Source organism: Leisingera sp. ABM4_060, assembly GCF_056158765.1.
The window spans coordinates 3,990,371-4,016,407 of the sequence record NZ_JBSWTX010000001.1; the positions used below are offsets into that span (position 1 = coordinate 3,990,371).

23 protein-coding genes are annotated in these 26,037 nt (G+C 65.0%); 15 read left to right on the plus strand and 8 right to left on the minus strand.

Annotated features, from left to right (window positions below):
- The 3 genes from ACXAEH_RS19305 to ACXAEH_RS19315 all read left to right on the plus strand — a co-directional run bounded on the left by ACXAEH_RS19305 (position 1) and on the right by ACXAEH_RS19315 (position 4,075).
- The gene (locus ACXAEH_RS19305) at positions 1 to 1,083 is read left to right on the plus strand and encodes a microcin C ABC transporter permease YejB (protein ID WP_475035091.1); all 1,083 of its coding nucleotides are present in this window, start codon (positions 1 to 3) and stop codon (positions 1,081 to 1,083) included.
- A gap of 159 nt (positions 1,084 to 1,242) precedes the next feature.
- On the plus strand, positions 1,243 to 2,349 hold the full coding sequence (locus ACXAEH_RS19310) for an ABC transporter permease (protein ID WP_475035093.1): 1,107 nt from the start codon (positions 1,243 to 1,245) through the stop codon (positions 2,347 to 2,349).
- Between the two features lie 133 nt (positions 2,350 to 2,482).
- On the plus strand, positions 2,483 to 4,075 hold the full coding sequence (locus ACXAEH_RS19315) for an ABC transporter ATP-binding protein (RefSeq protein ID WP_475035095.1): 1,593 nt from the start codon (positions 2,483 to 2,485) through the stop codon (positions 4,073 to 4,075).
- A 325-nt stretch (positions 4,076 to 4,400) separates the two neighbouring features.
- On the opposite strand, the gene hemN is transcribed toward ACXAEH_RS19315, so the two are convergent.
- On the minus strand, positions 4,401 to 5,756 hold the full coding sequence (gene hemN, locus ACXAEH_RS19320) for an oxygen-independent coproporphyrinogen III oxidase (protein ID WP_475035096.1): 1,356 nt from the start codon (positions 5,754 to 5,756) through the stop codon (positions 4,401 to 4,403).
- 62 nt (positions 5,757 to 5,818) lie between these two features.
- On the opposite strand from hemN, the gene fnrL reads away from it, so the two are divergent.
- Positions 5,819 to 6,559 carry a transcriptional regulator FnrL gene (fnrL, locus tag ACXAEH_RS19325; RefSeq protein ID WP_475035098.1) on the plus strand — a complete coding sequence of 247 codons (741 nt, stop codon included), beginning with the start codon at positions 5,819 to 5,821 and terminating at the stop codon, positions 6,557 to 6,559.
- 93 nt (positions 6,560 to 6,652) lie between these two features.
- Here the strand turns inward: fnrL and ACXAEH_RS19330 are convergent, their stop codons facing one another.
- Entirely contained in the window at positions 6,653 to 7,276 is a 624-nt protein-coding gene (locus tag ACXAEH_RS19330; RefSeq protein WP_475035099.1) for a cytochrome P460 family protein, read from the minus strand.
- A gap of 131 nt (positions 7,277 to 7,407) precedes the next feature.
- On the opposite strand from ACXAEH_RS19330, the gene ACXAEH_RS19335 reads away from it, so the two are divergent.
- Entirely contained in the window at positions 7,408 to 8,295 is an 888-nt protein-coding gene (locus ACXAEH_RS19335; protein WP_475035100.1) for a LysR family transcriptional regulator, read from the plus strand.
- A 316-nt stretch (positions 8,296 to 8,611) separates the two neighbouring features.
- On the opposite strand, the gene ACXAEH_RS19340 is transcribed toward ACXAEH_RS19335, so the two are convergent.
- Positions 8,612 to 9,451: a universal stress protein gene (locus ACXAEH_RS19340; protein ID WP_475035102.1), complete on the minus strand. Its 840-nt coding sequence runs from the start codon at positions 9,449 to 9,451 to the stop codon at positions 8,612 to 8,614.
- Positions 9,452 to 9,654: 203 nt separating this feature from the next.
- On the opposite strand from ACXAEH_RS19340, the gene ccoN reads away from it, so the two are divergent.
- The 5 genes from ccoN to ACXAEH_RS19365 all read left to right on the plus strand — a co-directional run bounded on the left by ccoN (position 9,655) and on the right by ACXAEH_RS19365 (position 14,056).
- Entirely contained in the window at positions 9,655 to 11,265 is a 1,611-nt protein-coding gene (gene ccoN, locus ACXAEH_RS19345; RefSeq protein ID WP_475035104.1) for a cytochrome-c oxidase, cbb3-type subunit I, read from the plus strand.
- 14 nt (positions 11,266 to 11,279) lie between these two features.
- Positions 11,280 to 12,008, plus strand: coding sequence for a cytochrome-c oxidase, cbb3-type subunit II (gene ccoO / locus ACXAEH_RS19350; protein ID WP_475035106.1), 729 nt, complete (start codon positions 11,280 to 11,282; stop codon positions 12,006 to 12,008).
- Positions 12,009 to 12,018: 10 nt separating this feature from the next.
- Positions 12,019 to 12,231, plus strand: a complete 213-nt coding sequence (locus tag ACXAEH_RS19355; protein ID WP_475035108.1) for a cbb3-type cytochrome oxidase subunit 3 — start codon at positions 12,019 to 12,021, stop codon at positions 12,229 to 12,231.
- Complete coding sequence (gene ccoP, locus ACXAEH_RS19360; RefSeq protein WP_475035110.1) at positions 12,228 to 13,097, plus strand: cytochrome-c oxidase, cbb3-type subunit III; 870 nt, start codon at positions 12,228 to 12,230, stop codon at positions 13,095 to 13,097. The genes ACXAEH_RS19355 and ccoP overlap by 4 nt, the downstream gene beginning before the upstream one ends.
- A gap of 146 nt (positions 13,098 to 13,243) precedes the next feature.
- Positions 13,244 to 14,056, plus strand: a complete 813-nt coding sequence (locus tag ACXAEH_RS19365) for a class I SAM-dependent methyltransferase (protein ID WP_475035112.1) — start codon at positions 13,244 to 13,246, stop codon at positions 14,054 to 14,056.
- A 79-nt stretch (positions 14,057 to 14,135) separates the two neighbouring features.
- On the opposite strand, the gene ACXAEH_RS19370 is transcribed toward ACXAEH_RS19365, so the two are convergent.
- From ACXAEH_RS19370 to ACXAEH_RS19380, 3 genes are all read right to left on the minus strand, one after another.
- On the minus strand, positions 14,136 to 16,199 hold the full coding sequence (locus ACXAEH_RS19370) for a di-heme-cytochrome C peroxidase (RefSeq protein ID WP_475035114.1): 2,064 nt from the start codon (positions 16,197 to 16,199) through the stop codon (positions 14,136 to 14,138).
- Between the two features lie 96 nt (positions 16,200 to 16,295).
- Positions 16,296 to 16,982, minus strand: coding sequence for a DUF2270 domain-containing protein (locus ACXAEH_RS19375; RefSeq protein WP_475035631.1), 687 nt, complete (start codon positions 16,980 to 16,982; stop codon positions 16,296 to 16,298).
- A 265-nt stretch (positions 16,983 to 17,247) separates the two neighbouring features.
- Complete coding sequence (locus tag ACXAEH_RS19380; protein ID WP_475035116.1) at positions 17,248 to 17,382, minus strand: hypothetical protein; 135 nt, start codon at positions 17,380 to 17,382, stop codon at positions 17,248 to 17,250.
- A 287-nt stretch (positions 17,383 to 17,669) separates the two neighbouring features.
- Here ACXAEH_RS19380 and ACXAEH_RS19385 point away from each other — a divergent pair, with 287 nt between their 5' ends.
- Positions 17,670 to 18,545 (plus strand): LysR family transcriptional regulator, encoded by an 876-nt coding sequence (locus tag ACXAEH_RS19385; protein ID WP_475035118.1) that lies wholly within the window; start codon positions 17,670 to 17,672, stop codon positions 18,543 to 18,545.
- Positions 18,546 to 18,583: 38 nt separating this feature from the next.
- Here ACXAEH_RS19385 and ACXAEH_RS19390 read toward each other — a convergent pair whose 3' ends face one another.
- Positions 18,584 to 19,291, minus strand: coding sequence for a hypothetical protein (locus ACXAEH_RS19390; RefSeq protein WP_475035120.1), 708 nt, complete (start codon positions 19,289 to 19,291; stop codon positions 18,584 to 18,586).
- A gap of 295 nt (positions 19,292 to 19,586) precedes the next feature.
- On the opposite strand from ACXAEH_RS19390, the gene ccoG reads away from it, so the two are divergent.
- From ccoG to ccoS, 4 genes are all read left to right on the plus strand, one after another.
- The gene (gene ccoG, locus ACXAEH_RS19395; RefSeq protein ID WP_475035122.1) at positions 19,587 to 21,020 is read left to right on the plus strand and encodes a cytochrome c oxidase accessory protein CcoG; all 1,434 of its coding nucleotides are present in this window, start codon (positions 19,587 to 19,589) and stop codon (positions 21,018 to 21,020) included.
- Between the two features lie 3 nt (positions 21,021 to 21,023).
- Positions 21,024 to 21,488: a FixH family protein gene (locus ACXAEH_RS19400; protein ID WP_475035124.1), complete on the plus strand. Its 465-nt coding sequence runs from the start codon at positions 21,024 to 21,026 to the stop codon at positions 21,486 to 21,488.
- A gap of 172 nt (positions 21,489 to 21,660) precedes the next feature.
- Positions 21,661 to 23,838: a heavy metal translocating P-type ATPase gene (locus tag ACXAEH_RS19405; RefSeq protein WP_475035125.1), complete on the plus strand. Its 2,178-nt coding sequence runs from the start codon at positions 21,661 to 21,663 to the stop codon at positions 23,836 to 23,838.
- Between the two features lie 37 nt (positions 23,839 to 23,875).
- Complete coding sequence (gene ccoS, locus ACXAEH_RS19410; protein WP_475035127.1) at positions 23,876 to 24,034, plus strand: cbb3-type cytochrome oxidase assembly protein CcoS; 159 nt, start codon at positions 23,876 to 23,878, stop codon at positions 24,032 to 24,034.
- Between the two features lie 259 nt (positions 24,035 to 24,293).
- Here ccoS and ACXAEH_RS19415 read toward each other — a convergent pair whose 3' ends face one another.
- Positions 24,294 to 25,922 (minus strand): D-alanyl-D-alanine carboxypeptidase family protein, encoded by a 1,629-nt coding sequence (locus ACXAEH_RS19415; protein ID WP_475035129.1) that lies wholly within the window; start codon positions 25,920 to 25,922, stop codon positions 24,294 to 24,296.
- Positions 25,923 to 26,037: the final 115 nt, after the last annotated feature.

A 26,037-nucleotide genomic window follows, 5' to 3' on the forward strand; every position in this document is an offset into this window, starting at 1 on the left:
ATGGGAGCCTATATTCTCCGCCGCCTGCTGCTGGTCATCCCGACCCTTCTGGGCATTATGATTGTCAATTTCACGCTGGTGCAATTTGTGCCAGGCGGGCCGGTTGAGCAGGTCATCGCGCAGATGCAGGGCGGTGGCGACGTGTTTGAGGGCTTTGCCGGCGGCGGCGATGTCGAGGCGCAATCCAGCGCTGGAAGTGAACAATATGCCGGTGCCCGCGGCCTGCCGCCGGAATTCATTGCTGAACTGGAAAAAGAGTTCGGCTTTGACAAACCGCCGCTGGAGCGTTTCCTGGGCATGATGGGCAACTATCTGACGCTTGACTTCGGGGTAAGTTATTTCCGCTCCGTCAGCGTTATCGATCTGGTGCTGGAGAAAATGCCGGTGTCGATCTCGCTCGGCCTGTGGTCGACGCTGATCGCCTATTTGATCTCGATCCCTATGGGCATCCGCAAGGCGCTGGGCGATGGCTCGCGGTTTGACACCTGGACCAGCGGCGTGATCATCGCCGCCTATGCGATCCCATCCTTCCTGTTTGCCATCATGCTGCTGGTGCTGTTTGCCGGCGGTTCCTACTGGCAGATTTTCCCGCTGCGCGGGCTGACGTCGGACAATTGGGAGAACCTCAGCCTCTTGGGCAAGACCGCCGACTATTTCTGGCACATCGCGCTGCCGGTGCTGGCCTCGACCATCGGCGCCTTTGCGACGCTGACTCTGCTGACCAAGAATTCCTTTCTCGATGAGATCAAGAAGCAATATGTGATGACCGCCCGCGCCAAGGGCCTCAGCGAGAACCGGGTGCTCTATGGCCATGTGTTCCGCAATGCGATGCTGATCGTGATTGCAGGCTTCCCCTCTGTCTTCATCGGCATCTTCTTTTCCGGCTCGCTGATCATCGAGACGATCTTCTCGCTCGACGGCCTGGGCCGCCTGGGGTTCGAGGCCGCAGTGGCGCGCGACTACCCGGTGATCTTCGGCACCCTGTTCATCTTCGGCCTGATGAGCCTGGTGGTGGGGATCCTCTCGGACCTGATGTATGTGCTGGTCGACCCGCGCATCGACTTTGAAAAGAGGGAGGGCTGAGGGATGGACTTCATCCTGAAACGCATAGGGCAGAGCCCGGCCGCGGGGGGGCGTGTAGCGCCCGCCGTTTTGCCGAAGGCAAACCTCCGGTTTGACGGGGGCGGACGGGCGCTGCCCGGCCTGGCGGCCAGGCAAGACCTTTCTTCGGAGACCTGACCAATGGCGCTTTCCCCCCTCAACCAGCGCCGCTGGAGCAACTTCCGCAAGAACAAGCGCGCCTTCTGGTCGCTGATTATCTTTTCGGTGCTGTTCACGCTGTCGCTGTTTGCCGAGTTCATCGCCAACGACAAACCCATCCTCGTCAGCTACCGCGGAGAGATCCACGCGCCGGTGTTCAACTTCTACCCGGAAACCAAATTCGGCGGCGATTTCCAGACCGAGGCGATCTACAGCGACCCCGAGGTGGAATGCCTGATCCGCTCCGGCGGCATCGAGGACTGCTTTGACGACCCCGAAGGCATCATCGAAGCGATTTCCGCAGGCACCTATGCCGCGGAGGGGTTTGAGGAAGGCTGGACCCTCTGGCCGCCGATCCCTTACAGCTACAACACCACCGTGGACCGTCCTGGCGCAGCCCCTCTGCCGCCCAACGGCCAGAACCTGCTGGGCACCGACGATACCAAGCGCGACGTGCTGGCGCGGGTGATCCACGGCTTCCGCCTGTCGATCCTGTTCACCCTGATCGTGACCGGCGCTGCCACGGTGCTGGGCATCCTGGCCGGCGCCGTGCAGGGCTATTTCGGCGGCTGGGTGGATCTGGTGTTCCAGCGCATCATCGAGATCTGGAGCTCTACGCCGACGCTTTACGTGATCATCATCATGTTTGCGATCCTGGGGCGCAGTTTTTGGCTCCTGGTGTTCCTGATGATCCTGTTCGGCTGGACTGCGCTGGTTGGTGTGGTGCGGGCCGAGTTCCTGCGCGCCCGCAACCTGGAGTACGTCCGTGCGGCCAAGGCGCTGGGGGTCGGCAATATGACCATCATGTTCCGCCACATGCTGCCCAACGCGATGGTGGCGACGCTGACCATGCTGCCTTTCATCGTGACCGGCACCATCTCGGCGCTGGCGGGGCTCGATTTCCTGGGCTTCGGCCTGCCGTCCTCGGCGCCCTCGCTGGGAGAGCTGACGCTGCAGGCAAAGCAGAACCTGGAGGCGCCCTGGCTGGCCTTCACCGCCTTCTTCACCTTTGCCATCATGCTGTCGCTGCTGGTCTTCATCTTCGAAGGCGTGCGCGATGCCTTCGATCCGAGGAAGACATTTTCATGATTGGGGCAGGTGAGTTCAAGCTGTACCGCCCGGCGGTACGCCGGGCAGTGCCCGTCCGCCCCCACGGGCGGGCACTTCGTTTCCGCCCTCGGACGGGCAATGCCCTCCCCACTGGAATGCAAGGCGAAGAAGAATGACCCCATCCGAAGCGCCCCTCCTGAACGTCAAAGACCTCCGCGTTTCCTTCCGCCAGGACGGCAAGATTACCCAGGCCGTGCGCGGCGTCTCCTTTTCCGTGGACCGTGGCGAGACGGTGGCGCTGGTTGGCGAGTCCGGTTCCGGCAAATCGGTCTCGGCGCTCTCTACCGTGTCCTTGCTGGGTGACAGTGCCATCGTCGAAGGGTCGGTCTCCTACAACGGCACCGAGATGGTCGGCGCCAGCGAAAAGCACCTGATGGAGGTGCGCGGCAATGACATCAGTTTCATCTTTCAGGAGCCGATGACCTCATTGAACCCGCTGCACACCATCGAACGCCAGCTGGAGGAATCCCTCGCCCTGCACCAGGGGCTGACCGGCAAGGCTGCCCGTGCCCGCATTCTGGAACTGCTGGAGAAGGTCGGCATCCGCGACGCCGAAAACCGTCTGACCTCTTATCCGCACCAGCTGTCGGGCGGGCAGCGGCAGCGGGTGATGATCGCCATGGCGCTGGCCAACAAACCCGACATCCTGATTGCGGACGAACCCACCACGGCGCTCGATGTGACCATCCAGGCGCAGATCCTCGACCTGCTGGCGGAGTTGAAGCAGAGCGAGGGCATGGGCCTGTTGTTCATCACCCATGACCTCGGCATCGTGCGCCGCATCGCTGACCGGGTCTGCGTGATGAAAGACGGCGGGATTGTCGAGGAAGGCCCGGCAGCAGAGATCTTTGCCAATCCGCAGCACCCCTACACCCAGAAACTGCTGGCGGCAGAGCCTTCGGGCCAGCCCCGGCCGGTGGAAGACGGCGCCGAGGAACTGGTCGCGGCCAAAGATCTCAAGGTCTGGTTCCCGATCCAGCGCGGCTTGTTGAAACGCACGGTGGGCCATGTGAAGGCGGTCAATCCGATGTCGGTTGCGGTGCGGGCAGGAGAGACCCTGGGCATCGTCGGCGAGAGCGGCTCCGGCAAGACCACCCTTGCACTTGCCATCATGCGGCTGATTGCCTCCGAAGGCGGCGTTTCCTTCCGCGGTCAGGACCTGCGCAAATGGTCCACCCGCGATCTGCGCAAACTGCGCAAGGACATGCAGATCGTCTTTCAGGACCCTTTCGGCTCGCTCAGCCCGCGGATGACCTGCGCGCAGATCATTTCGGAGGGGCTGGCGATCCATAAGGTGGACCAGCACCGCGACAGCCGCGAACTGGTGGCAGAGGTGATGACGGAGGTGGGCCTTGATCCCGCCGCCATGGACCGCTACCCGCATGAGTTCTCCGGCGGCCAGCGCCAGCGCATTGCCATTGCCCGTGCCATGGTGCTGCGCCCCAAGCTGGTGGTGCTGGATGAGCCGACCTCGGCGCTGGACATGACGGTGCAGGTGCAGATTGTCGGGCTGCTGCGCGACCTGCAGGCGCGTTATGGCCTCGCCTATCTGTTCATCAGCCATGACCTTAACGTGGTGCGCGCGATGTCGCATCAGGTGGTGGTGATGAACCAGGGCGACGTGGTGGAGACCGGTTCAGCGGAAGCCTTGTTCGAAAACCCGCAGGCCGAATACACCCGCAGGCTGCTGGCAGCGGCGGGGTAACCTGCGGGTTAACCCTCTGGCAGGCTTTGCCGCATCTATGCGCGCGCCCTGTCTGCAACGCCCACAAGTTGCGGCAGTGCGGTTGACCAAATGTTTCGCGCGCGAAACATTGCGGCAGCATTGCTGACCTGTCTTCAACGTTTCAAAACCGGGCTGCCAATACGGCCGGAGCGCTCCCGCGCCCGCAGGTGCCCGGCTTTGCCGGACCCCTTGGCGGCCTTGGGCCAGGCTCAGCGCCGCAGGCGCTGAGCCTGGCCCAACGGGAGCGATGCGCTCTGGCGCAGCGGCGACGGGCGGGAGGGTCTCCTGGGAACAGAAGTACGGCTCAGATGGCGGTGCTGTGGCCCGCGTGGTTCAGGCCATAGGCGTCGAAACTGCGGGCGATCATCCGGGTCAGCGGGCGCGCCTCGTCGCGGATTTCCAGGCCATCCGGCGACAGGGCCAGCATCCCGGGAAAGGCGGCTCCGGCTTCGGCGAACATCCCATCCAGCGCAGCAGCGGAGACCGGGAACCGCGACAGGATCTCCTCGCGGCAGATGCGGAAATCGCACATCAGCGCTTCGATCAGCCTGGCCCGCAGCAGGTCCTCGCCGCCAAAGCCATGGCCGCGTGTGGTGGCAAAGCCTCCGCCGCGGATCGCGCGGACATAGGCCGAGGTGCCGGGCGCATTCTGCGCATAGCCCTGTGGAAACCGCGAAATCGCCGAGGCGCCGATGCCGATCAGCACTTCTGCCGGATCATCGGTGTAGCCCTGGAAATTGCGCCGCAGCCGCCCGGTGCGCTGCGCCACCGCCAGCCCGTCATGAGGCCGCGCGAAATGGTCGATGCCGATCTCCCGGTAGCCGTCCCAGAGAAACAGTTGCCGCGCGGTCTCAAACAGTTCCAGCCGCGCTTCCGGCGTTGGCAGCGTGTCCGAGCGGATCATGCTTTGGCGCCCCGCCATCCAGGGCACATGGGCATAGCCGTAGACCGCCGCCCGGTCCGGGGTCAGCGACAACAGCTTCTGCACGCTTTCGGTCATCCGCGCAGGAGTTTGATGCGGCAGGCCAAACAGAATGTCGGCATTGAGGCTGGTGATCCCATGCGCCCGCAGCATCTCGATCGCCTGGCGGGTGGCCTCAAAGCTCTGGATCCGGCCGATCGACTGCTGGATGGTGCTGTCAAAATCCTGCACCCCGACCGAGGCACGGGTCATGCCCGCCTCTGCCAGCGCGTCCAGGCGCCGGTCCCCGACCTCGTTCGGGTCGATCTCGACCGAAAATTCCGCCCCCGGCGCCAGCGGCAGCGCCGCAGTGATGGCACCGGCCAAGTCGCGGATCAGACCCGCGCTCAGCAGCGTCGGCGTGCCGCCGCCCCAATGCAGCCGCGACAGGGTGATGCCGTCGGGCAATTGCCGCCGCAGCAAGGCGATTTCGGCTTTCAGAACTTCGGCATAAGCCTCCACCGGCGCCTCCGACCGGGTGCCCTGCGTGCGGCAGGCGCAGAACCAGCACAGCCTGCGGCAGAACGGCACATGCACATAAAGCGAGATGCTGCTGCCGGGGGAAATGCTTGAAATCCAATTGGAAAACACGGCGGAATCAGTGCTGTCCCCAAAATGCGGCGCGGTGGGGTAACTGGTATAGCGCGGCACTTTGGCGTCAAACAAACCGAGTTTGGCCAATTGAGCTTTCTGATCCATTCAATTACCGTTATGGGAACGCGCGACCATCATCCTTGACCCAGATCAACCGGGATCGCTTAATGAACGCTCCAGCCCTTTCCCAATCCAGATGCGGCGATTGCCCGATCCGCCACCGTGCCGTCTGCGCCCGCTGCAACGCGGATGAGCTGGAGGAGCTGGACAGCATCAAATACTACCGCACCTACGAGGCCGGGCAGCCGATCATCTGGTCGGGCGACGTGATGAATTTCGTCGGTTCCGTAGTGTCCGGCATCGCCTCGCTGACGCAGACGATGGAGGACGGGCGCACCCAGATGGTGGGGCTGTTGCTGCCCAGCGACTTTGTCGGCCGCCCGGGCCGCGAAGGCGCGGCCTATGATGTGGTGGCGACCACCGATGTAGTGATGTGCTGTTTCCGCAAGAAGCCGTTTGAGGAGCTGATGGAGCGCACCCCGCACATCGCCCACCGGCTGTTGGAAATGACCCTGGATGAACTCGACGCGGCGCGCGAGTGGATGCTGGTGCTGGGCCGCAAGACCGCGCGCGAGAAGATCGCCAGCCTGTTGTCGATCATCGCCCGCCGCGATGCCTCGCTGACCCCGGGCGGCGCCACCAACCGGATGGTGTTCGATCTGCCGCTGACGCGGGAGGCGATGGCGGATTACCTTGGCCTGACGCTGGAAACCGTGAGCCGCCAGATCTCGGCGCTGAAGAAGGACGGCATCATCGAGCTGGAAGGCAAGCGCCACGTCACCGTGCCCGACATGCGCCGCCTGATGGAAGAAGCCGGCGACGACAGCGACGGCGGCTTCCTGGGCTGACTGCGGTTTACCTTCTTACCTGAACAAACCCCCAAGAGTGCCGGGCCGCACCCTTGGGGACCTGTGCTGCGGCTTGCGGGCGGGGAATGCCGCTCAGGGCTTCGCTGCGCGCAGCACCGGATAGAACTGGGTGAAGACGAAATCATCCGCGGCATTGGCCTCGTGGCAGGCATTGCAGGCCTCGGTGGGGAAGGCCGCCGCGGTTTCCGCATAAGGCTCGCCGCCGTGGCCAAAGGAGAAGAACGCCCAGCCGCCGGGTTCATCCGGGAAGCGGGCAGTATCCTTGACCAGCAGCTCCAGCCCCGCGAAATCGCCCTGAAAATAGCCGATGCCCGACACCTGCGCATTGGCGCCTGTGTCCGGATCTGTGCTGTCGTCGGTCTGCACCATCACCAGCTCCTTGGCGATCTGCGTGCCCTCGGGCCAGGAGCCGGTGGCGGCGTAGTGGTCAAAAGCTGTGGGTTCGACATAGACATTGTGAAATTCGGGGAAGGGCGCCTCGCCGCCGTTCAGCGCATTGGGCGTGAGCGGGCTGCCCACGAAAACCCAGCGGCGGTAGCCCTCCGGGCGGACAGCGTCGCCCCCGGCGGTGAAACCGGCCCCGCGTATGGCGGCGGACTGGGCAAAGACGGTGCCGCCCGCCACTGCGGCCATGATCAGGGCGGTCAGCAGAATGAGGGCGGCGAGGAGGATGGATTTGGCATGTTCCTGGGTCATCGGCATGTCCTTGGCTAAGTTCCGGGTTGGGCTGGAACAAAGGTAGGAAGGCGCGGGCCGCCTTTGGGTTATGAAAATCATAACTGCACATCCGCCGGGAATTGCCGTTTACTGGGGCCGGGAGGACCCGCATGGACTTACGCCGCATCCGCCAGTTTCTGCTGCTGGCCGACACTCTGAATTTCTCCGAGGCCGCCCGGCGCAGCGGGGTGTCGCAGCCCGCGCTCAGCAAGTCGGTCCGCAAGCTGGAGGAGGAGCTGGGCGGCAGCCTGATCCGGCGCGAGGGGCGGCTGACGCATCTGACCCATCTGGGCCGGGCGATGGCGCTGCATCTGGCGGAGGTGGCGCGCAGCGCGTCCTCGGCTGAGGCCGAGGCGCGGCGGATTTCCAGCGGCAATGTGCAGCCCCTGGAGATTGCGGTGATGTGCACGGTGGGCCCCTACCGGCTGTCGCCGTTCATGCTGGACTACCTGGCGGAGCACAGGGATGTGGAGATCACCCTGCACGACGTGCCCGCGGTGAAGATCGGAGAGGACCTGCTGAGCGGCCGGGTCGATCTGGCCATCCTCGGCGCGCCGGTCTCGGATGCCGGGCGGCTGCATCACATCGAGCTTTATACCGAGGACATGGTGATGGCCTGTGCGGCCGATCACCCCTATGCGGCGCGGCCCGAGGTGGATCTGGAGGATCTGTCGCGGCTCTCCTACCTGGACCGGCTGCATTGCGAGTTCCGCGACACGTTTCTGGCCACCGCGGTGCGGGAGAATGTGCCGATGCGGATCTCGGTGCGCAGCGAGCGGGAGGACTGGATCCAGTATCTGGTCAAGACCGGGCAAGGGGTGACCATCCTGCCGCGCCACTCGGTGGTGATGGACGGGATTGCGACGGTGCCGCTGGCGCGCGAGGACATGAAGCGCAGCGTGCTGTTGTCGGTAGCGGCGGGACGGCAGGATTCGGAAGCGGTGCAGCGGTTCGTGGCGCAAGCGCGCAAATTCGCCTGGAGCGGCGGCGCGGACTGAGGCCGCCGCCTTGCAAATCCGCCGGGAGCGCTCCCGCGCCCGCGCGCGCCCGGCTGCGCCGGACCCGCTGGCGGGTTTGGGCCAGGCTCAGCGCCGCTGGCGCTGAGCCTGGCCCAACGGGAGGAGGCCTCTCCGCAGGAGGGGCCGGCGACGGGCGGGAGCAGCGCCGCCGCGCAGAGTGTGCCGTCAGTTCTCCGGCTGCTGGGCAGGATCATGCAGGATCGGGCAGGGGCGCGGCTTGGGCCTTCCGGGCAGCATCATCGCGGGCGCCTTTCTTCTGGTTCCGGGCCTGTGCGTCAGCGCCGTCAGTGCGCCATCAGTGCGCCATCAGCACCGGCACCGCCGCCTGTTCCAGCATGTTGCGGGTGGCACCGCCGAGGATCGCCTCGCGGAAGCGGGAGTGGCCATAGGCGCCCATCACGATCAGATCCGCCGCCGTGTCGGTCGCGTGCCGGTTCAGGATGCCGGACACCCGGGTCAGCGTCTTGCTGAGCACGTCGATTTCGCAGGCCACCCCGTGGCGCGCCAGCATCTGCGCCAAGAGGCCGCCGGGGTCGGAGCGTTCGGGACCGTGCTGCGGCGGGTCGATCACCGCGATGCGCACCAGGTCGGCGCGGGTCAGGAACGGCAGCGCCTTGCGGATCGCGGTCATTGCCTCGACGCTTTCATTCCAGGCCACCAGCACGGTTTTCGGCTGCTGCAGCGCCGCACCCTCATCCGGAACCACCAGCACCGGGGCGCGGCCCTCGAACAGTGCCGACTCGACAATCGGCTCGGCCTCGGCGCGCTTGCCGGGGCCATAGGGCTTGCCCAGCACCACCAGATCGGAGAACCGCGCCTGGCGCGCCACGTGGCGGCCGAGGTCGGCGATCTGGGCGATGCCGCTGTCGGCGGCAAAGGGCACGCCGGCGCGCCGCAGGGTGTCTTCCGCCAGCGCCTGGACCTCTTCGGCCTCCTCCTGGGCGCGGGCCAGGGTTTCCTGCAGCACCAGCGCATTGGCGCCGGCATAATAATACCCGGTCTGGGTCCGGTCGACGCCGAGGCACAGGGCATCGGCATGGGCGCCGAACTCCCCGGCCAGGGCGGTGATCTGCGCCAGCGGCGCCGCTGCGGTCTCCGCAGCCGTGAGGACGGTTAGCAAGGACTTGTAAGACATTGACACCTCTCGGCGGATAAGGCACCGCAGGCCGCCAGAGGCCCCGGTGCGGAATTTCACTGCATGGGCAGAAGTGTCACATACCGCCCGGAATTGTCTTGATGCAGATCAAGGCAGCAAGAGGGCGCCTTTTGCATGAAGGGCCCAGTCTAAAAACGCCTCTGCGATTTAAGATTTGCGCAGGCATGGCAAAGGGACGCAAGATGTCTAACTATATCAAGCTGATAGCGCTTGGTCTGATCACGCTGTTTGCGATGATCGGGACCAATTACGCGCGGGATCTGGCTTACCAGGTGCATGCGGTCATCGTGATGATCGTGGCCGGCGGGCTGTTCCTCTACACTTTGCGCCACACTGACGAGCCGAAGAAGGCCGTCGCCGGGGTGGAAAACGAGTATTTCGACAGCGTGATCCGCGCTGGTGCAATTGCAACCGCCTTTTGGGGTGTGGTCGGGTTTCTGGCGGGGACATTCATTGCGTTCCAGCTGGCCTTTCCGGCGCTGAACTTTGAATGGGCGCAAGGGTTTGCCAATTTCGGCCGCCTGCGCCCGCTGCACACATCGGCGGTGATCTTTGCCTTTGGCGGCAACGCGCTGATCGCCACCTCCTTCTACGTGGTGCAGCGGACCTCCGCGGCGCGCCTGTGGGGCGGCAACCTGGCGTGGTTCGTGTTCTGGGGCTATCAGCTGTTCATCGTGCTGGCGGCGACCGGCTATCTGTTCGGCTCGACCCAGTCCAAGGAATACGCGGAACCTGAATGGCACGTCGACCTGTGGCTGACCGTGGTCTGGGTTGCCTATCTGGCCGTGTTCCTGGGCACCGTGATCAAGCGCAAGGAGCCGCATATCTATGTGGCGAACTGGTTCTACCTGGCGTTCATCGTCACCGTGGCGATGCTGCACCTGGTCAACAACATGACCGTTCCGGTCTCGATCTGGGGCTCCAAGTCGGTGATCGTCTGGCCCGGCGTGCAGGATGCGATGATCCAGTGGTGGTACGGCCACAACGCCGTGGGCTTCTTCCTGACCGCGGGCTTCCTGGGCATGATGTATTACTTCATCCCGAAGCAGGCCGAGCGTCCGGTGTTCTCCTACAAGCTGTCGATCATCCACTTCTGGGCCTTGATCTTCCTCTATATCTGGGCCGGCCCCCACCACCTGCATTACACCGCGCTGCCGGACTGGGCCTCGACCCTGGGCATGGTGATGTCGATCATCCTGTGGATGCCTTCCTGGGGCGGCATGATCAACGGCCTGATGACCCTGTCGGGCGCCTGGGACAAGCTGCGCACCGACCCGGTGATCCGGATGATGGTGATCTCCGTCGGCTTCTACGGCATGTCCACCTTTGAAGGCCCGATGATGTCGATCCGTGCAGTGAACTCGCTGTCGCACTACACCGACTGGACCATTGGCCACGTGCACTCCGGCGCCTTGGGCTGGAACGGCATGATCACTTTTGGCGCGCTCTACTATCTGGTGCCGGTGCTGTGGAAGCGGGAGCGCCTGTACAGCCTCAGCCTCGTCTCCTGGCACTTCTGGCTCGCCACCATCGGTATCGTGCTCTACGCCGCGTCGATGTGGGTGACCGGGATTATGGAAGGCCTGATGTGGCGCGAAGTGGATGCCAATGGCTTCCTGGTGAACTCCTTTGCCGACACCGTGGCAGCGAAGTTCCCGATGTATGTGGTGCGCGGTCTTGGCGGGGTGATGTTCCTCACCGGCTCGATCATCATGTGCTACAACCTGTGGATGACCGTCCGCCGGGCCCCGGCCAAAGATGCCAGCCTGTCGGTCCCGGTCCCGGCTGAATAAGGAGCCAGGCAGATATGTCCATTCTCGACAAACATAAGATCCTCGAGACCAACGCGACCCTGCTGCTGATCTGCAGTTTCCTGGTCGTGACCATTGGCGGCCTGGTGCAGATCACTCCGCTGTTCTACCTGGAAAACACCATCGAGGAGGTGGAGGGCATGCGTCCCTACACCCCGCTCGAACTGGCAGGCCGGGACATCTACATCCGCGAGGGCTGCTATGTCTGCCACAGCCAGATGATCCGCCCGATGCGCGATGAGGTCGAACGCTACGGCCACTACTCGCTGGCAGCGGAATCGATGTACGACCGCCCGTTCCAGTGGGGCTCCAAGCGTACCGGGCCGGACCTGGCCCGGGTTGGCGGCCGTTACTCGGATGAGTGGCACGTCGACCACCTGCGCGACCCGCAGGCGGTGGTGCCGGAATCGGTGATGCCGAAATACGGCTTCCTCGAAGAGAAGAAGATCGACGGCAAATACATCGGCGAGGTGATGGCCACCAACGCGCTCCTGGGCACCCCCTACAGCGACGAGATGGTGGAGCAGGCGCAGCGAGACTTCCGCGCCCAGGCGGATCCGGACAGCGACTACGACGGGCTGCTGGAACGCTATGGCGAGGGTGTCAACGTGCGCAACTTTGACGGCCAGCCGGGGGTTTCCGAGGCCGATGCGCTGATCGCCTACCTGCAGATGCTGGGCACGCTGGTCGACTTCTCGACCTTCACGCCCGACGCAAGCCGCTGAGGAGGGAGAGATGGAACTCTATACACTTCTCAGGCAGTTTGCCGACAGCTGGATGCTGCTGTTCCTGTTCACCTTCTTCATCGGTGTTGTGGTCTGGGCGTTCCGCCCGGGCAGCACCAAGGTCTACAAGGATACCGCCAACATCCCGTTCCGGCATGATGACGCACCGGCGCCGGCCGAAGGCACCGGCAAACCCGCCGCGGCTAAGGAGGCGAGGGCATGAGCAAGAAATCGCAAAAATTCGAGGGCGATCCGAACACCACCGGCCATGAGTGGGACGGGATCGAGGAATTCGACAACCCGATGCCGCGCTGGTGGCTGTGGACCTTCTATGTGACCATCATCTGGGGGGTGCTCTACACCATCGCCTACCCGGCCTGGCCGCTGATCAACGGCGCCACCGCCGGGGTGCTGGGCTGGTCGACCCGCGCCGATGTGGCGGCAGAGATCGCCTCGGTGGAAGAAGCCAACGCGCCGATAAATGCCAAGCTGGAAGCGGCCGAGCTGACTGCCATTGCGGAAGATCCTGAACTGGGCTCTTACGCGGTGTCTGCCGGTTCCGCCGTGTTCAAGACCTGGTGCGCCCAGTGCCACGGCTCCGGTGCGGCCGGCGCCAAGGGCTATCCGAACCTCTTGGACGACGACTGGCTCTGGGGCGGTTCGGTGGAGGACATCCACGCCACCGTCGCCCACGGCATCCGCAACGAGGACAGCGACGATGCGCGCTACTCGCAGATGCCTGCCTTCGGCCGGGACGAGCTGCTGGAGAAGGAAGAGATTGCCCAGGTGGTGAACTTCGTGATGTCGCTGTCGGGCGAGGCGCAGGATGCCTCCCAGGTGGACGCGGGCTCGGTGCTGTTTGCCGACAACTGCGCCTCCTGCCACGCAGATGACGGCACCGGCGACCGTTCGCAGGGCGCGCCGAACCTGGCCGATGCGATCTGGCTCTACGGCGGCGACTACGCCAGCCTGACCGAGACCGTGAGCAACTCGCGCTATGGCGTGATGCCGGCCTGGAACACCCGCCTGACCGAGGCGCAGATCCGCGCGGTGTCGGCCTATGTCCACCAGCTGGGCGGCGGCGAATAAGCCGGGACCGGTTTGGCAAGAACAACGAAAGGGCTGCCTTCGGGCGGCCCTTTTTGATTTGGGGTACTCACTTTCCGGTTGAGTTCGGCGGAAAACTCCGGCAGCCTCGTCCGGATATTTGATCAAATTCACTGGGAAGAACAGCCATGACGGACAAACCTATTGACTTGGAACAAGCCGTTGCCGCCAACCGCCGCGCCTGGGACGAGTCCGCGCGGCTGCACATGGGCAACGCCCTGTGGCAGGATCTGACCGCGGGATTTGCGCAGCCGGGGTACTCCACCTTTGATCCGGCGATGACGCGGGTGCTGGAGGGGCTGGGCCTGCAGGGGCTGTCCGGTGTCCAGATCGGTTGCAACAACGGGCGCGAGACGCTGTCTCTGGCAGCCTTCGGGGCAGAGCGCTGCCTGGGGATTGACCAGTCGGCGGAATTTCTGAAGCAGGCGGCGATCCTGAAGGAGATCGCCGGATCGGACTGCGAATTCCTCTGTTCCGATATCTATGCTTTGCCGCCGGGCATCCGCCGTGACTTCGACTTTGCGGTGATCACTATCGGGGTGCTGAACTGGATGCCGGATCTCACGCGGTTCTTTCAGGCCGTGGCCGGGCTGCTGCGCCCCGGCGGATGGCTGGTGATCTACGAAACCCACCCGGTGCTGGAGATGTTCGAGCCGGAGGCCGCGCAGCCGTTTCTGCCAGCCTATTCCTATTTCAACAGCGAACCGGCGGTCACCGAAACCGCCATCACCTATGACGGCAGCGCCAAACAGGCTGCGGCGCCCTCCTATTGGTACAGCCACACGATGAGCGGCATCTTCATGGGGCTGATCCGCGCCGGGATGGAAACCGCCCGGTTCGAGGAATATCCGCATTCCAACCGGGAGGCTTGCTTTGCTGTCTACGAAAACCAGCCGGCGCAGCTGCCGATGTGCTTTTCATTGGTGACCAGAAAACTGTGACGCGCGAAACCTGTCCGGGAGAGCAGGAAAAGACCCGCCCCGAACCGGGGCGGGTCTTTTCTTTGTGATGGTGCTGCGGCTACAGCGTTTTCAGATATTCGATCAGCGCTGCGCGTTCCTGATCGCTGAGGGCGCGCCCGACCACGCCGTTGCCGTATTCCCCGGCCTTGCCTTCAAAGGAATGGCCGGTGTTGCGGTTGCCGTCCTTGGCGGTGTCCAGGATGAAGTAGCCGTCTTTGTACAGCGGCTGCTCCCCCTCCAGCACAGGCTGGGCCAGCCCGACCTTGACGGGGTCGAAGGAAGTATCGCCCAGCCGCACGTAGCGCGGGCGCTCGGCCTCCGGGCGCAGCAGCGCGTCCAGCGTCGGCACCGAGCCGTTGTGCAGGAAGGGCGCGGTGGCCCAGACCCCGTTCAGCGGCCGCGCCTTGTAGCCGGCGCCTGCCTGCAGGCAATTGGGGCGCTCGCCCTCGAAGAAGGGGCGCAGGCGGTCCGGGATGAAATTGTTGCGGAACCAGGCGTCGTCCACCTGCTGCACGATAGCGCCAAGCGCCAGGGCAAAGCTGACCATCGGGCCGTCCTGCACGTGCACATCGACCAGGCGGTTCTCGCTGCCCGCTGCGCGGTACTGCACCTTGGTGTCCAGCGCGGAGGAGGCATAATCCGCCCGGCCTTCGAAACGGGGTTCGGGGATGCAGACGGTGGCATCAATCCCCATGCCTTTGGCGCCGGTCTCCACGCTGCCGGCGGTGTTGACGGTGCGCTGGGCCAGCACGGCGCCCTGCGCCGGATCGGTGCCAATATCTGCCTGCGGTTTGATGGTCAGCGCCAGGAACGCCTCGCCGGTTTCCCGCTGCTGGCCGCCGGAGTAATAGCTGATCTTGCGGAAATACTTGTCGCTCCAGATCGCGTCGGAGCTGAGCGGCGGCAGATGGCAGCCTGCGCAGATTTCACCGTAAAGCGCCGCGCCCTGTTCCGCGAGGGCGCTGTCGATGGCGGGCAGGCTTTCGGGCCACTGCGGCGCCCAGAGTCCGCCGAACTTGCGCTGCGCATAGGGGGGCTCTTCCCCTGCCAGGCTGTCCTCGATCCACTTGAGGTTTTTCACCGGAACCGAGGAGGAGAAGCGGCCTTGGCCGGGCATGTCCTTTTGGGCCAGGGGCGCGGTGGTGTTGATGGCGGCATGCACCCCCAGGGCCTCGCCCGCGTTGCGCACCAGCGGCTGCATGATCGAGCCGTCATACTGCACCCAGTCGAACCAGGAGGCGGTCCAGATATGCGGGTAGTTCACCGGCGCATTGATGGGGGTGTAGTTTTCGCGGCGGCCGGTGTTCTTGGAAAACACCTGATTGCCGATGCGGTTGAGCGCATCGAGGCGGCCAAAGCCCTCGGCGACTTCGATCACATCGCCGGTCTTTGCACCGGCCCCGGCGACCGATTGCAGGTTTTCCGCCAGCTGCGCCTTGGCGGCCTGGCTGAAGTTATCGCCCAGCACGTTGCGGGCAAAACGGTCGAAACGCCGGTTCGGCAGCGGCAGCTTGGCCGACAGGACCGTCTGGCCAATGGCGGCGCCCAGGCCTTTGGTGAATTGCTGCAGATCGGTCACCGCGGGGCCGCCCTGGACGATGTATTCGGTTCCTTCATAGGAAAACCGGCCCGTGTGGCAGGCGGCGCAGGTGAAACCCACGGCGGTTGCGGTTTCGGGAAGCCCGGCAAGGTTCTGGAACGGGGTTGCGGCAAATCCGACAGGCAGGCCATCGGGGTTTTCCGGGCTGGCCGGCGCGGAAATGAAGCCGTAGCGCTCAAGGTATCCGGGGTCGGTGAATGCCGGCTCGCTGCCGGGCCACAGCAGGCCGAAGGGCGAGGCTTCGGGCTGTTCCAGCGCCAGCAGCCAGTCATAGGGAATGGGCAGGGTGCCGGTGCCCTGCGAGATGAAATGGAAGGTCCCGGTGGTTTCCGCGCTCCAGTTCTGCGCCAGGGAGACCCGGTTCTGCGCCGGTTCGGCCTGCGGCAGTTCCGGCGGCGTCAGGGTTTCGACGATCTTGCGGACGGCGGTGCTGCGCAGGGTAAAGAACAAGGCCGCGGCAAGGAGGATCAGCAATGCGATCCAGAACCGCTTGGAAAGGAAAAGGGAGAAACTGAATTTCATCGGAATGTCCGTGCATGGGGCTGGGAAGTCGGTCGCTCTCTCATAAGGAGAGTTACGTAACGGCAAGTCAAGGCAGCAAATCCTGCCCTGCAGGCCTCAGCCCATCGAGGTCATCGACTTGCGCCGGCTGGCCCGGGCGGCGTCGCTGCGGGTGCTCCACCAGGCGATGCTGCCCCACAGCAGGATGTAGAACACGCCGGTTGCCAGCACCAGTTCGCCGGGGAAGGGACCGATATCGGCGCGCTCGATGGCTTGCTGCAGCGAGGTGACGCCGGTGGGGTGCACGGCAATCTTGCCGGCATAGGCCAGCGTCTGGATCAGCAGGATCCAGAAGTAGTTGCGCCGGATCCGCCGCCCGATCGCGGTCATCACGCCGACATGGTATTCGGGGCGCAGGTAATCGGCGGCCAGCACGTCCTGCCAGTGCTCCTCCAGGTGCAGATCGCCCTCTTGCAGCATCGGCGTGTAGAAATGCGTTTCCATCCAGCGGGCGCGGGCGCGGAACACGTTGAAGTAGCGGTAGCGCCGCGCCTCGAGCATCAGGAAGAAGATGATCAGAATGCCGACCAGGATCAGCGGCAATGGCGAGGCTTCGGGAGAGGAAAAGGAGATCGACAGCGCCACGCCAAGGGTGACCACCGCCCAGTTGGTGGTGGTGTCCAGCCGGGTGCGCCAAACGGTGCTGCGGTAAATCTCGCCGCGGTACAAATGCGCCAGCGCGCCGATCTCAGCCGCTGACAGCGGCGCGCGGGCGCCCTGTTTGCTGTGTTCGCGCGTGTCCATGTCCATGAAACAAGCGTAGAATTTTTGCAGTTACCGGGCAATTAATTTGCGCCTGTTTGATCCGTGTCAAATTCGCGCCGGGCAAACAGCGTTAAACCAGCAGGTGACAAGAGATTGCGGCTTGGCCATCACCCCCTCCCGGGCCGCAAGAAATCCTGCGAGGCCTACGTGCAGGCCAAGCAGGCCATGCGCCGGTTTTCCGATCTGTTCGCGCGTTTCCTGGAAAACCGGCGCTTTTTTCCGCCAAACCGCCAGGGGCCCGGTGTCAGTACCCGGCCTGGTTCAGCCCGTGCTTGCAGCTGCGCCGCCAATGGGCGGGCGCGGCCCAGCGGGTCTTGCGTGCAGGGGCGGCGGGGATCCGGGTTGCGGTGAACATGCTGCGGGCAAAGATACCTAACATTTCGAGTGCCTCCTGATTTGGTGTTTCCTAAAACGCTGCCCCGTCCGGGGCGTGTGATTTGCGGCCTGCGCGGCGGTCCGGGGGCGTCCAGCGGGTTCTGCGGCAGGGCGCGGCAGTCCGGGGTTCGCTGAAACGGGGCGGGTTGATCCGGGCTGCAAGGAACAGGCAGCGGGCAAAAACTCCTGACATCTCATCGGTCTCCTGTGCTGGCGTCTGTCCTGATACTTGCGTTCGGGCGGGGAATTTGCGAGTCAGGAAAAATCGCAATATGTAAGTCAGGATTACATATGGACTGGATGAGCATGCCGCCGATGGCGGCGCTGAGGGCCTTTGCAGCCTTTGCCGAAAGCGGCAATGTGGTGCAGGCAGGCGCGGCGCTGAATGTCAGCCATGCTGCCATCAGCCAGCAGCTGCGGGCGCTGGAGGCGCATTTGGGTGTGGCGCTGGTGGAGCGCAGCGGCCGGGCGCTGGCGCTGACCGCAGAGGGCGCGCATCTGGGGCGGGCGCTGCAGCTGGGGTTCGGGGCGATTCAGGCGGCGGTGCAGGAAATCTCCCAGGCCGGGGCGGCGCGGCCTTTGCACATCACCTGCACGCCGATGTTTGCCACCCATTGGCTGATGCCGCGGCTGCCGGGGTTTCAGGCCCAGAACCCGGGGCTTGAGCTGGTGCTGGATCCCGCGGGCGGCATTGTCGAGCTGAAGCCGGGCGGGGTGGACATCGCGCTGCGCTATGGCAACGGCAGCTGGCCGGGGCTGGAGGCGGAGATGCTGCTGGCCTCGCCGATCGTGGTGATCGCAGCACCGGCGCTGCTGGACGGGCGGCAGGTGGCCTCGCCCGCCGATCTGCTGGATTATCCCTGGCTGGAGGAGCTGGGCACCACCGAGGCCTCGCACTGGCTGCAGATGCACGGGGTGCAAGAGGCCCTGCGCGGGCCGCGCACGCAAATGCCGGGCAACCTGCTGATGCAGGCGGTCTATGCCGGGCAGGGGGTGGCGGTGACGGTGCGCCATTTCGTCGAGGCGGATCTGGCCGCCGGGCGGCTGGTGGAGCTGTTCAACGAGGCCGACGGCCGCGGCTATCACATCGCCACCCGCCAGGGGGTGCAGCGGCCTGAGGCCAGGAAGTTCATCGCCTGGCTGCGGCGGGAGCGGGATGCCGTCTGACTGGCCCCGTCCGGTGCCGGCTCCAGGGGCGCAGCGGCCTAACCGTCTGTTCCGGAGTCATACCCCCAGCGCAGCCCGACCCGGGTGCTGGTATGAATGCCGGCGCCGCCGTTTTCGTCCGGCAGGAAATGCATCACGACATCGCTGACGTGGCAGATTGTCTCCAGGTCCTCGACCAGATCGCATTGCTTGGGCCCATAGGCGTAGGTGTGCCGTTTCATCCGCAGCAGCTCCTCTTTGGTGCCGCGGATGTAAAGCGGATCATAGGTCTTGTAGGTCTTGCTGCCGTGATGCGGCGCGCTGCGGTAACGGCTAAGTCCGGGGTCTATCTTCGGATCGAACTTGAACCGGGCCTTGACCAGAAACCGGCCCTTGCCCAAGGGCGTCATCGACAGATCGTCAAGAACGCAGGTTGCCGCCAGCGTTTCCTTCATCACCGCGCATTCGGTTTTCTCCACATGCGCGCCCATGTGAAGCTCTGCATATTGCTCCACCGGCATATCGGGCGGCCCCTCTGCCAGGTCCTGCACCGTGAACAGCTCAGCGGCATGAACGACGTATTGCAGCTGCACCTCGGCGTGCCCCGGCGTCCGGGGGGTATATTCCGCGGCCTCTGCAACCGTTGCCGCCGGTGCGGGGTCTGCTGCTTTTGCCTGCAGCGAAGGCTTGGCGAAAAAGGAATCAGGGCCGGCCAGCGCATAGGCAAACACGGCAACGCCGGCGGCCAGGGAAATTGCTCCCCTCATGGGTATCTCCAAAATGAAATGCATCAATCACCATGCGGAAATAGGCGGGGAATTGGCCGGAAATTGGGCAGGATCCGGGATGGATCAAGGAGATCTTGCTGGTGCACCCGCTGCGCTGCGGCAACTTGCCCCTGGCGGGCGGGCGCAGGCGGGCATAGGTGGCGTTTTGCCGTCACAAACGCGCAAACGGGGCGGAAAACATGATTGTGCGATGCGCTTTTTGATCCACGTCAAAGTTCCCGGCCGCCGCGTCTGTGACAAGGGCCGCAAGACAGCCACAAGACGGAGAGAGTCCGTGAGCGATTCCGAACCTGCCCCCAGCCTGTACGCCGCCAGGGAGCCGATCTTCCCGCGGCGCGTGTCCGGGCCTTTCCGGAACCTGAAATGGTACATCATGGCAGTGACGCTGGGGATCTACTATCTGACCCCCTGGATCCGCTGGGACCGCGGGCCCAGCCTGCCGGATCAGGCGGTGCTGCTGGATCTGGCGGGGCGGCGGTTCTATTTCTTCTGGATCGAGATCTGGCCGCATGAGTTTTACTTTGTGGCCGGCTTGCTGATCATGGCGGGGCTGGGGCTGTTCCTGTTCACCTCGGCGCTGGGCCGGGTCTGGTGCGGCTATGCCTGCCCGCAGACGGTCTGGACCGACCTTTTCATCCTGGTGGAACGCTGGATTGAGGGCGACCGCAACGCCCGCCTGCGCCTGCACCGGCAGAAAAAGATGGATTTCCGCAAGGCGCGGCTGCGCCTGACCAAATGGACCGCCTGGTTCCTCATTGGCCTCGCGACCGGCGGCGCCTGGGTGTTCTATTTCGCCGATGCGCCCACGCTGGCGTATGACCTGGTGACGCTGAACGCGCATCCGGTTGCCTATTCCACCATGCTGGTGCTGACCGCGACGACCTTCCTGTTCGGCGGCTTCGCGCGCGAGCAGATCTGTATCTATGCCTGCCCCTGGCCGCGCATTCAGGCGGCGATGATGGACGAAGACACGCTGACCGTCGGCTACCGCGAGTGGCGCGGCGAGCCGCGCGGCAAGCCGCGCAAGACGGATGCGCCCGGCGAGACGAAAGGCGACTGCATCGACTGCATGGCCTGCGTCAACGTCTGCCCGATGGGCATCGACATCCGCGACGGCCAGCAGATGGAATGCATCACCTGCGCCCTGTGCATCGACGCCTGCGACGACGTGATGGCCAAGATCGGCAAGCCGCGCGGGCTGATCGACTATATGGCGGCCTCGGACGAGGCGGCGGAACGCCAGGGCAAGCCGTCCAAGAACGTCTGGAAACATATCTTCCGGCCGCGCACCATCATGTACACCAGCCTGTGGTCGCTGGTCGGCCTGGGGCTGCTGTTTGCCCTGTTCATCCGCGCCGACATCGAGCTGACGGTGGCACCTGAACGCAACCCGACCTATGTGACGCTGTCGGACGGCTCGATCCGCAACACCTATGACGTGCGCCTGCGCAACAAGCATGGCGAGGACCGGGTGTTCAAACTGTCGATCAAGGGCGATCCCACGATGCGGCTGCAGCTGGAAGGCACCGTCTACCACTCGGTCAACGTGCCCGCCGATACGGCATTGCTGCAGCGGGTCTATATCGTCTCCGCCAAGGGCGCGGCACCGTCGCAGACCGATACCACCCCGGTTCGCATCTGGGTCGAGGATCTGATAAACGGGGAACGGGCCTACAAGGACACCAGCTTTAACGGCAAGGGGAAGTGAACCATGGCCAAGCGCGAACGTGAGTTTACCGGCAAGCACATGCTGATGGTCTTTTGCGGGGCTTTTGCCGTCATCATCGGGGTGAACATCGCCCTGGCGGTGAACGCGGTGAAGACCTTTCCGGGGCTGGAGGTGAAGAACTCCTATATCGCCAGCCAGGAGTTTGACGTGCGCCGTTCCGCGCAGGAGGCGCTGGGCTGGTCGGTCTATGCCTCCTCGGCAGGCGATCAGGTCAAGCTGGAGATCACCGATGCCGACGGCCAGCCGGTGGAGGTCGCCAAGCTGAGCGCGACTTTGGGCCGGGCCACCCATGTGCAGGACGACCAGCAGCCGGAATTCATCTTTGATGGCCAGGCCTATGTGGCGCCGGCCGCGCTTGGCCCCGGCAATTGGAACATCCGCATGGTGGCGCGGGCCAAGGACGGCACCGAGTTCACCCAGCGCGTGATCCTGCATGTGAGAGGGTAAAAGTGTTTGGGATGACGGTGGAGTATTTCGCTAAGGGCAACCCCGGCCGCGGGTGGGGGTATAGCCCCCGCCCGGGGGGGCGGGTCATGCTGGAAGCATGCCTCCGGCATGGGGCTGCCCGGCGTGCCGCCGGGCGGAACGCTTTCAAACTGCTCGTTGGAAAGGCTTTTCGATGACCGCCCAGCTCCGCCCGTCCCTGGCCGCCTGTCCGGCCTGCGTCGCCGCCCCCGAAGGCGGCGTTGAGCAGGCCCCCACCGAGGCCCGGCTGGCGCTGTCGCTGCCGGGCATCCATTGCCAGGCCTGCATCTCGGCGGTGGAGCGGGAGTTGAATGCGCATCCCGGCATCCATTCGGCGCGGGTGAACCTGACGCTGAAGCGGGCGCTGATCGAGGCAGAGCCGGACGTGCGCGCCGCTGATCTGATCCCGGTTCTGGAGAAGGCAGGCTATGAGGCGCATGAGCTGGATCTGGCAGCGCTGGCCGCCACTCAGAACGACAAGGCGGGCCGCGACCTCTTGATGCGGCTGGCGGTGGCCGGCTTTGCCTCGATGAACGTGATGCTGCTGTCGGTGTCGGTCTGGTCCGGTGCGTCTGACGCAACCCGGGATATGTTCCACTGGATCTCTGCCGCGATCACCTTCCCGGCGATCATTTTCTCGGCGCAGCCGTTCTTTGCCAATGCCTGGACCGCATTGCGGGTTGGCCGCCTCAACATGGATGTGCCGATTGTGCTGGCCCTGGTGCTGGCGCTGGTGACCTCGCTGTGGGAAACCTCGCTGTCCGGCGAGCACGCCTATTTCGATGCGGCGCTGACGCTCACCTTCTTCCTGCTGGCGGGCCGCTACCTGGACTACCGCACCCGGGCGGTGGCGCGCTCCGCGGCTGAGGAACTGGCGGCGCTGGAGGTGCCCCGTGCGATCCGGCTGCTGGATGGTGATGAATACGAGGTGCCGGTGGCAGATCTGGCCATCGGCGATCTGATCCTGGTGCGCCCCGGCGGGCGGATGCCGGTGGATGGCGAGATCGTCGAGGGCCAGTCGGAACTGGACCGCTCCCTGCTGACCGGGGAGACGCTGCCGGTGTTTGCAGAGCCGGGCCTTGCGGTTTCCGCCGGTGAAGTGAACCTCACAGGCCCGCTGACCGTCCGCGCCACGGCGGTGGGCGAGGACACTTCGCTGCACCGGATGGCCGATCTGGTCGCCATCGCGGAATCGGGCCGCTCCCGCTACACGTCGCTGGCGGACAGTGCCGCCAAGCTTTATGCGCCCGGCGTGCATATCCTGTCGGCCTTGGCCTTTGCTGGCTGGTACCTGTGGACATTCGACATCCGCATGGCGCTGAACATCGCGGCTGCGGTGCTGATCATCACCTGCCCCTGCGCCTTGGGCCTTGCAGTGCCCGCGGTGACGACCGCCGCCTCGGGCCGGCTGTTCAAGAAGGGCATGCTGATCAAACACGCCACCGCGCTGGAACGGCTGGCAGAAGTGGACACCGTGGTCTTCGACAAGACCGGCACGCTGACCGCGGGCACGCCGGAGGTCACCAATCTCGGCGATCATGGCCGCCGCGATCTGGAGATTGCCCTGGCCCTGGCCGAAGGCTCCGCGCATCCTCTGTCCATGGCGCTGACCCGCGCGGCGCGGGAGGCCGGGATCAAGCCTGCCAGCGTTCAGGACATCACCGAAGTTCCGGGTTACGGCGCTGAAGGGATGTTCCATGGCCACCGTGTCCGCCTGGGCCGTGCCGCTTGGACCGGTGCCAAGCAAGGCAGCCAGACGGCAGCCTGGCTGGACAGCGGGGCAGGGGCGGCGAAAGCGTTCCTGTTCACCGATGCGCTGCGCCCCGGGGCGGCAGAAGCGGTGAAAGCGCTAAAGGCGGCCGGCAAGGACGTGCTGCTGATCTCCGGCGACACCACCGGCGCGGTGGAGGATCTGGCCGGGCGGCTGGGCATCGCCAAGTGGGTGGCCGAAGCGCTGCCCGCCGACAAATCCGCCCGGGTGCAGCAGCTGGCAGATCAGGGCAGGAAAGTGCTGATGGTGGGCGACGGCCTCAACGACACTGCGGCGCTGGCGGCGGCGCATGTCTCGGTCTCGCCGGCCTCGGCGCTGGATGCGGCGCGGGTAGCCTCGGACATCGTGCTCCTGGGCCAGGACCTTGAGCCCATTGCCGAGGCCTGCGGTGTGGCGCAGAAGGCCACCCGCCGCATCCGCGAGAACTTCCGTATTGCCACGCTGTATAACGTGATTGCGGTGCCGCTGGCGATTGCCGGGCTGGCGACGCCCTTGATTGCGGCGCTGGCGATGTCTACCTCTTCCATAACCGTCTCTCTCAACGCGCTGCGGCTGCGCTGAGCCTGCCCTGCCGGACCCGCCCGCCAAGGAACCGCCCATGAGTGTTCTCGCCTATCTGATCCCGATTTCGCTGATCCTCGGCTCGGTGGGGCTGGCGGCCTTTGTCTACACGGTGCGCAGCAACCAGTATGACGATCCCGAAGGCGACGCCCGCCGGATCCTCAGCGATGACTGGGACGACAAGCCCAAGCCCTGATCCGGCCCAAGCCCTGATCCGTCCGGCCGCTGCACAGCAAACAAGCCCTCCCGCCCCCGCAGTTGCCCCGGCTGGCGCCAGAGCCCTTGGCGGGGTTGGGCGTGGCACCGCGCCCTGCGCGGTGCCACGCCCAACGGGCGCCGGTCTTTTCGCAGAAAAGGCTGGCGGCGGGCGGGAGAACCTGCCTGATCCTGGGTTTCCGGCACGAAAAAAAGGCGCCTGATAAGGCGCCTTTCCGGATGCGTGCTGCGGGCATTGCTCAGGACGGGCCGATCGGCTTGCAGGCGACGTTGCGGGCATTCAGGCGGCGGCAGGCGCGTTCGGCACGCTCCTGCGTCATGCCGAGGAAATTCGCCTCGAACCCGCGCCGGGTCTTGGCCACCTTGCGCAAGCTGCCGTCCAGCGTCTCCAGTTCCGACAATGCGGTGCGCAGCAGCACCTTCTCGGCCTGGTAGCGGCTGGTGTAGAGGCCGACGTTGACCCCCCAATAGCGCCCGCCCGAGGTGGAAAGGCGGGTGACCACCACCGGCTCCGGCTCCACAGAGGCCTCTGCCAGCGCCAGGCTGGCGGGGCGCGCAACCGGGCGCAGGGTACTGGCGGAGGCCTTTTGAACCGCGGGCAGAATGGCGGCCTGAACCGCTGCCGGGGCAGGCTCCGGCTCCGCCTCGGCTTCTGCCAGGGCAACCGCAATGCTGTTGCGCAGCGCGTCGCCCTGCACCGCGCCTTCGGCGCTGACGGGCTGGACGTTTTCGATCTTCTCTGCCTGCGGCTCAGGGACAGAGGCCGCTTCACCAGGCTCTGCCGGCGGGGTCTGCAAGGCTTCCTCCAGCGCGGCGGTCAGAACCGGCGATTCGCTGCTGCCCGGGCGCGTCTTGGGGCGCAGGCTGGTGTTGACCTGGCCGCTTACACGGATGGTCTTGCCGGCCGCTTCTTCGGAACTGCCGCTGCCGGCATCGGCCACAATCACGCCGGCCCCCTGGTAGGCGGGCCGTGCCGGGCGGCGCAGCTTGGCGCGCGAGGGCGCACGGCGGAAGCCGAGGTCCAGCAGTTCCGCCACCTTGGCGTTGCGCGACGTGGTCGACTTGCCGCCGAACACCGTGGCGATGATGCGTTCGTTGCCGCGTTTGGCCGAAGCCACCAGGTTGAAGCCCGCCGCACGGGTATAGCCGGTCTTGATGCCGTCGGCGCCGCGGTAATTGGCCAGCAGGCGGCGGTTGGTATTGGGCACTTCGCGGATGCCCGCATGGGTCGAGCGGCGCGAGAACAGATTGTAGTACTCGGGGTAATCATAGAGCAGATGCCGCCCCAGCGTGGTCATGTCGCGCGCGGTCGACAGATGCCCGCTGGCGGTCAGGCCATGGGCGTTCTTGAAGGTGGTGCGGCTCATCCCCAGCGCCTTGGCGGTGCGGTTCATGCGGCGGGCAAAGGCCGCCTCGGAGCCGGACAGCGTCTCGCCGATGGCGGTGGCGGCGTCATTGGCGGACTTTACGGCTGCGGCACGGATCAGGTAGCGGAAGGCAATCCGCTGGCCGGATTTCAGCCCCAGTTTCGAGGGCGGCTCAGCCGCGGCATTGCGGGAGATCTTCACCTTGGTGTCGAGGGTGATCTCGCCGTTCCTGACCGCCTCAAACGCGATGTAGAGCGTCATCATCTTGGTCAGCGAGGCCGGGTGCAGCCGGGTGTCGGCATTGCGCGAATGCAGCACCTCGCCGGTGCGGGAATCGATCACCATCGCCGCATAAGGCGCTGCCGCCGCCCGCTGCGGCGCCAGCCCCAGTATCAGAATTGCAAGGAAAACCCCTGCCGCGGCCCATGCGCGTGCTGTCCATAGGGAACGGAGTCGGGAATCCCGGCCTGACGCCGGTTTGACCTGCGTGATCACTGCCATGTTTGCCTCGTGCCGCCGGTTTTCCGGCTGGCCTTTTTGCCTGTTGACGAAAGCCTAACACAGGGTTTGCGCGGAATAAACAGCGGTGAAAACAGCCTGTCTGGCCCGCTGCCAC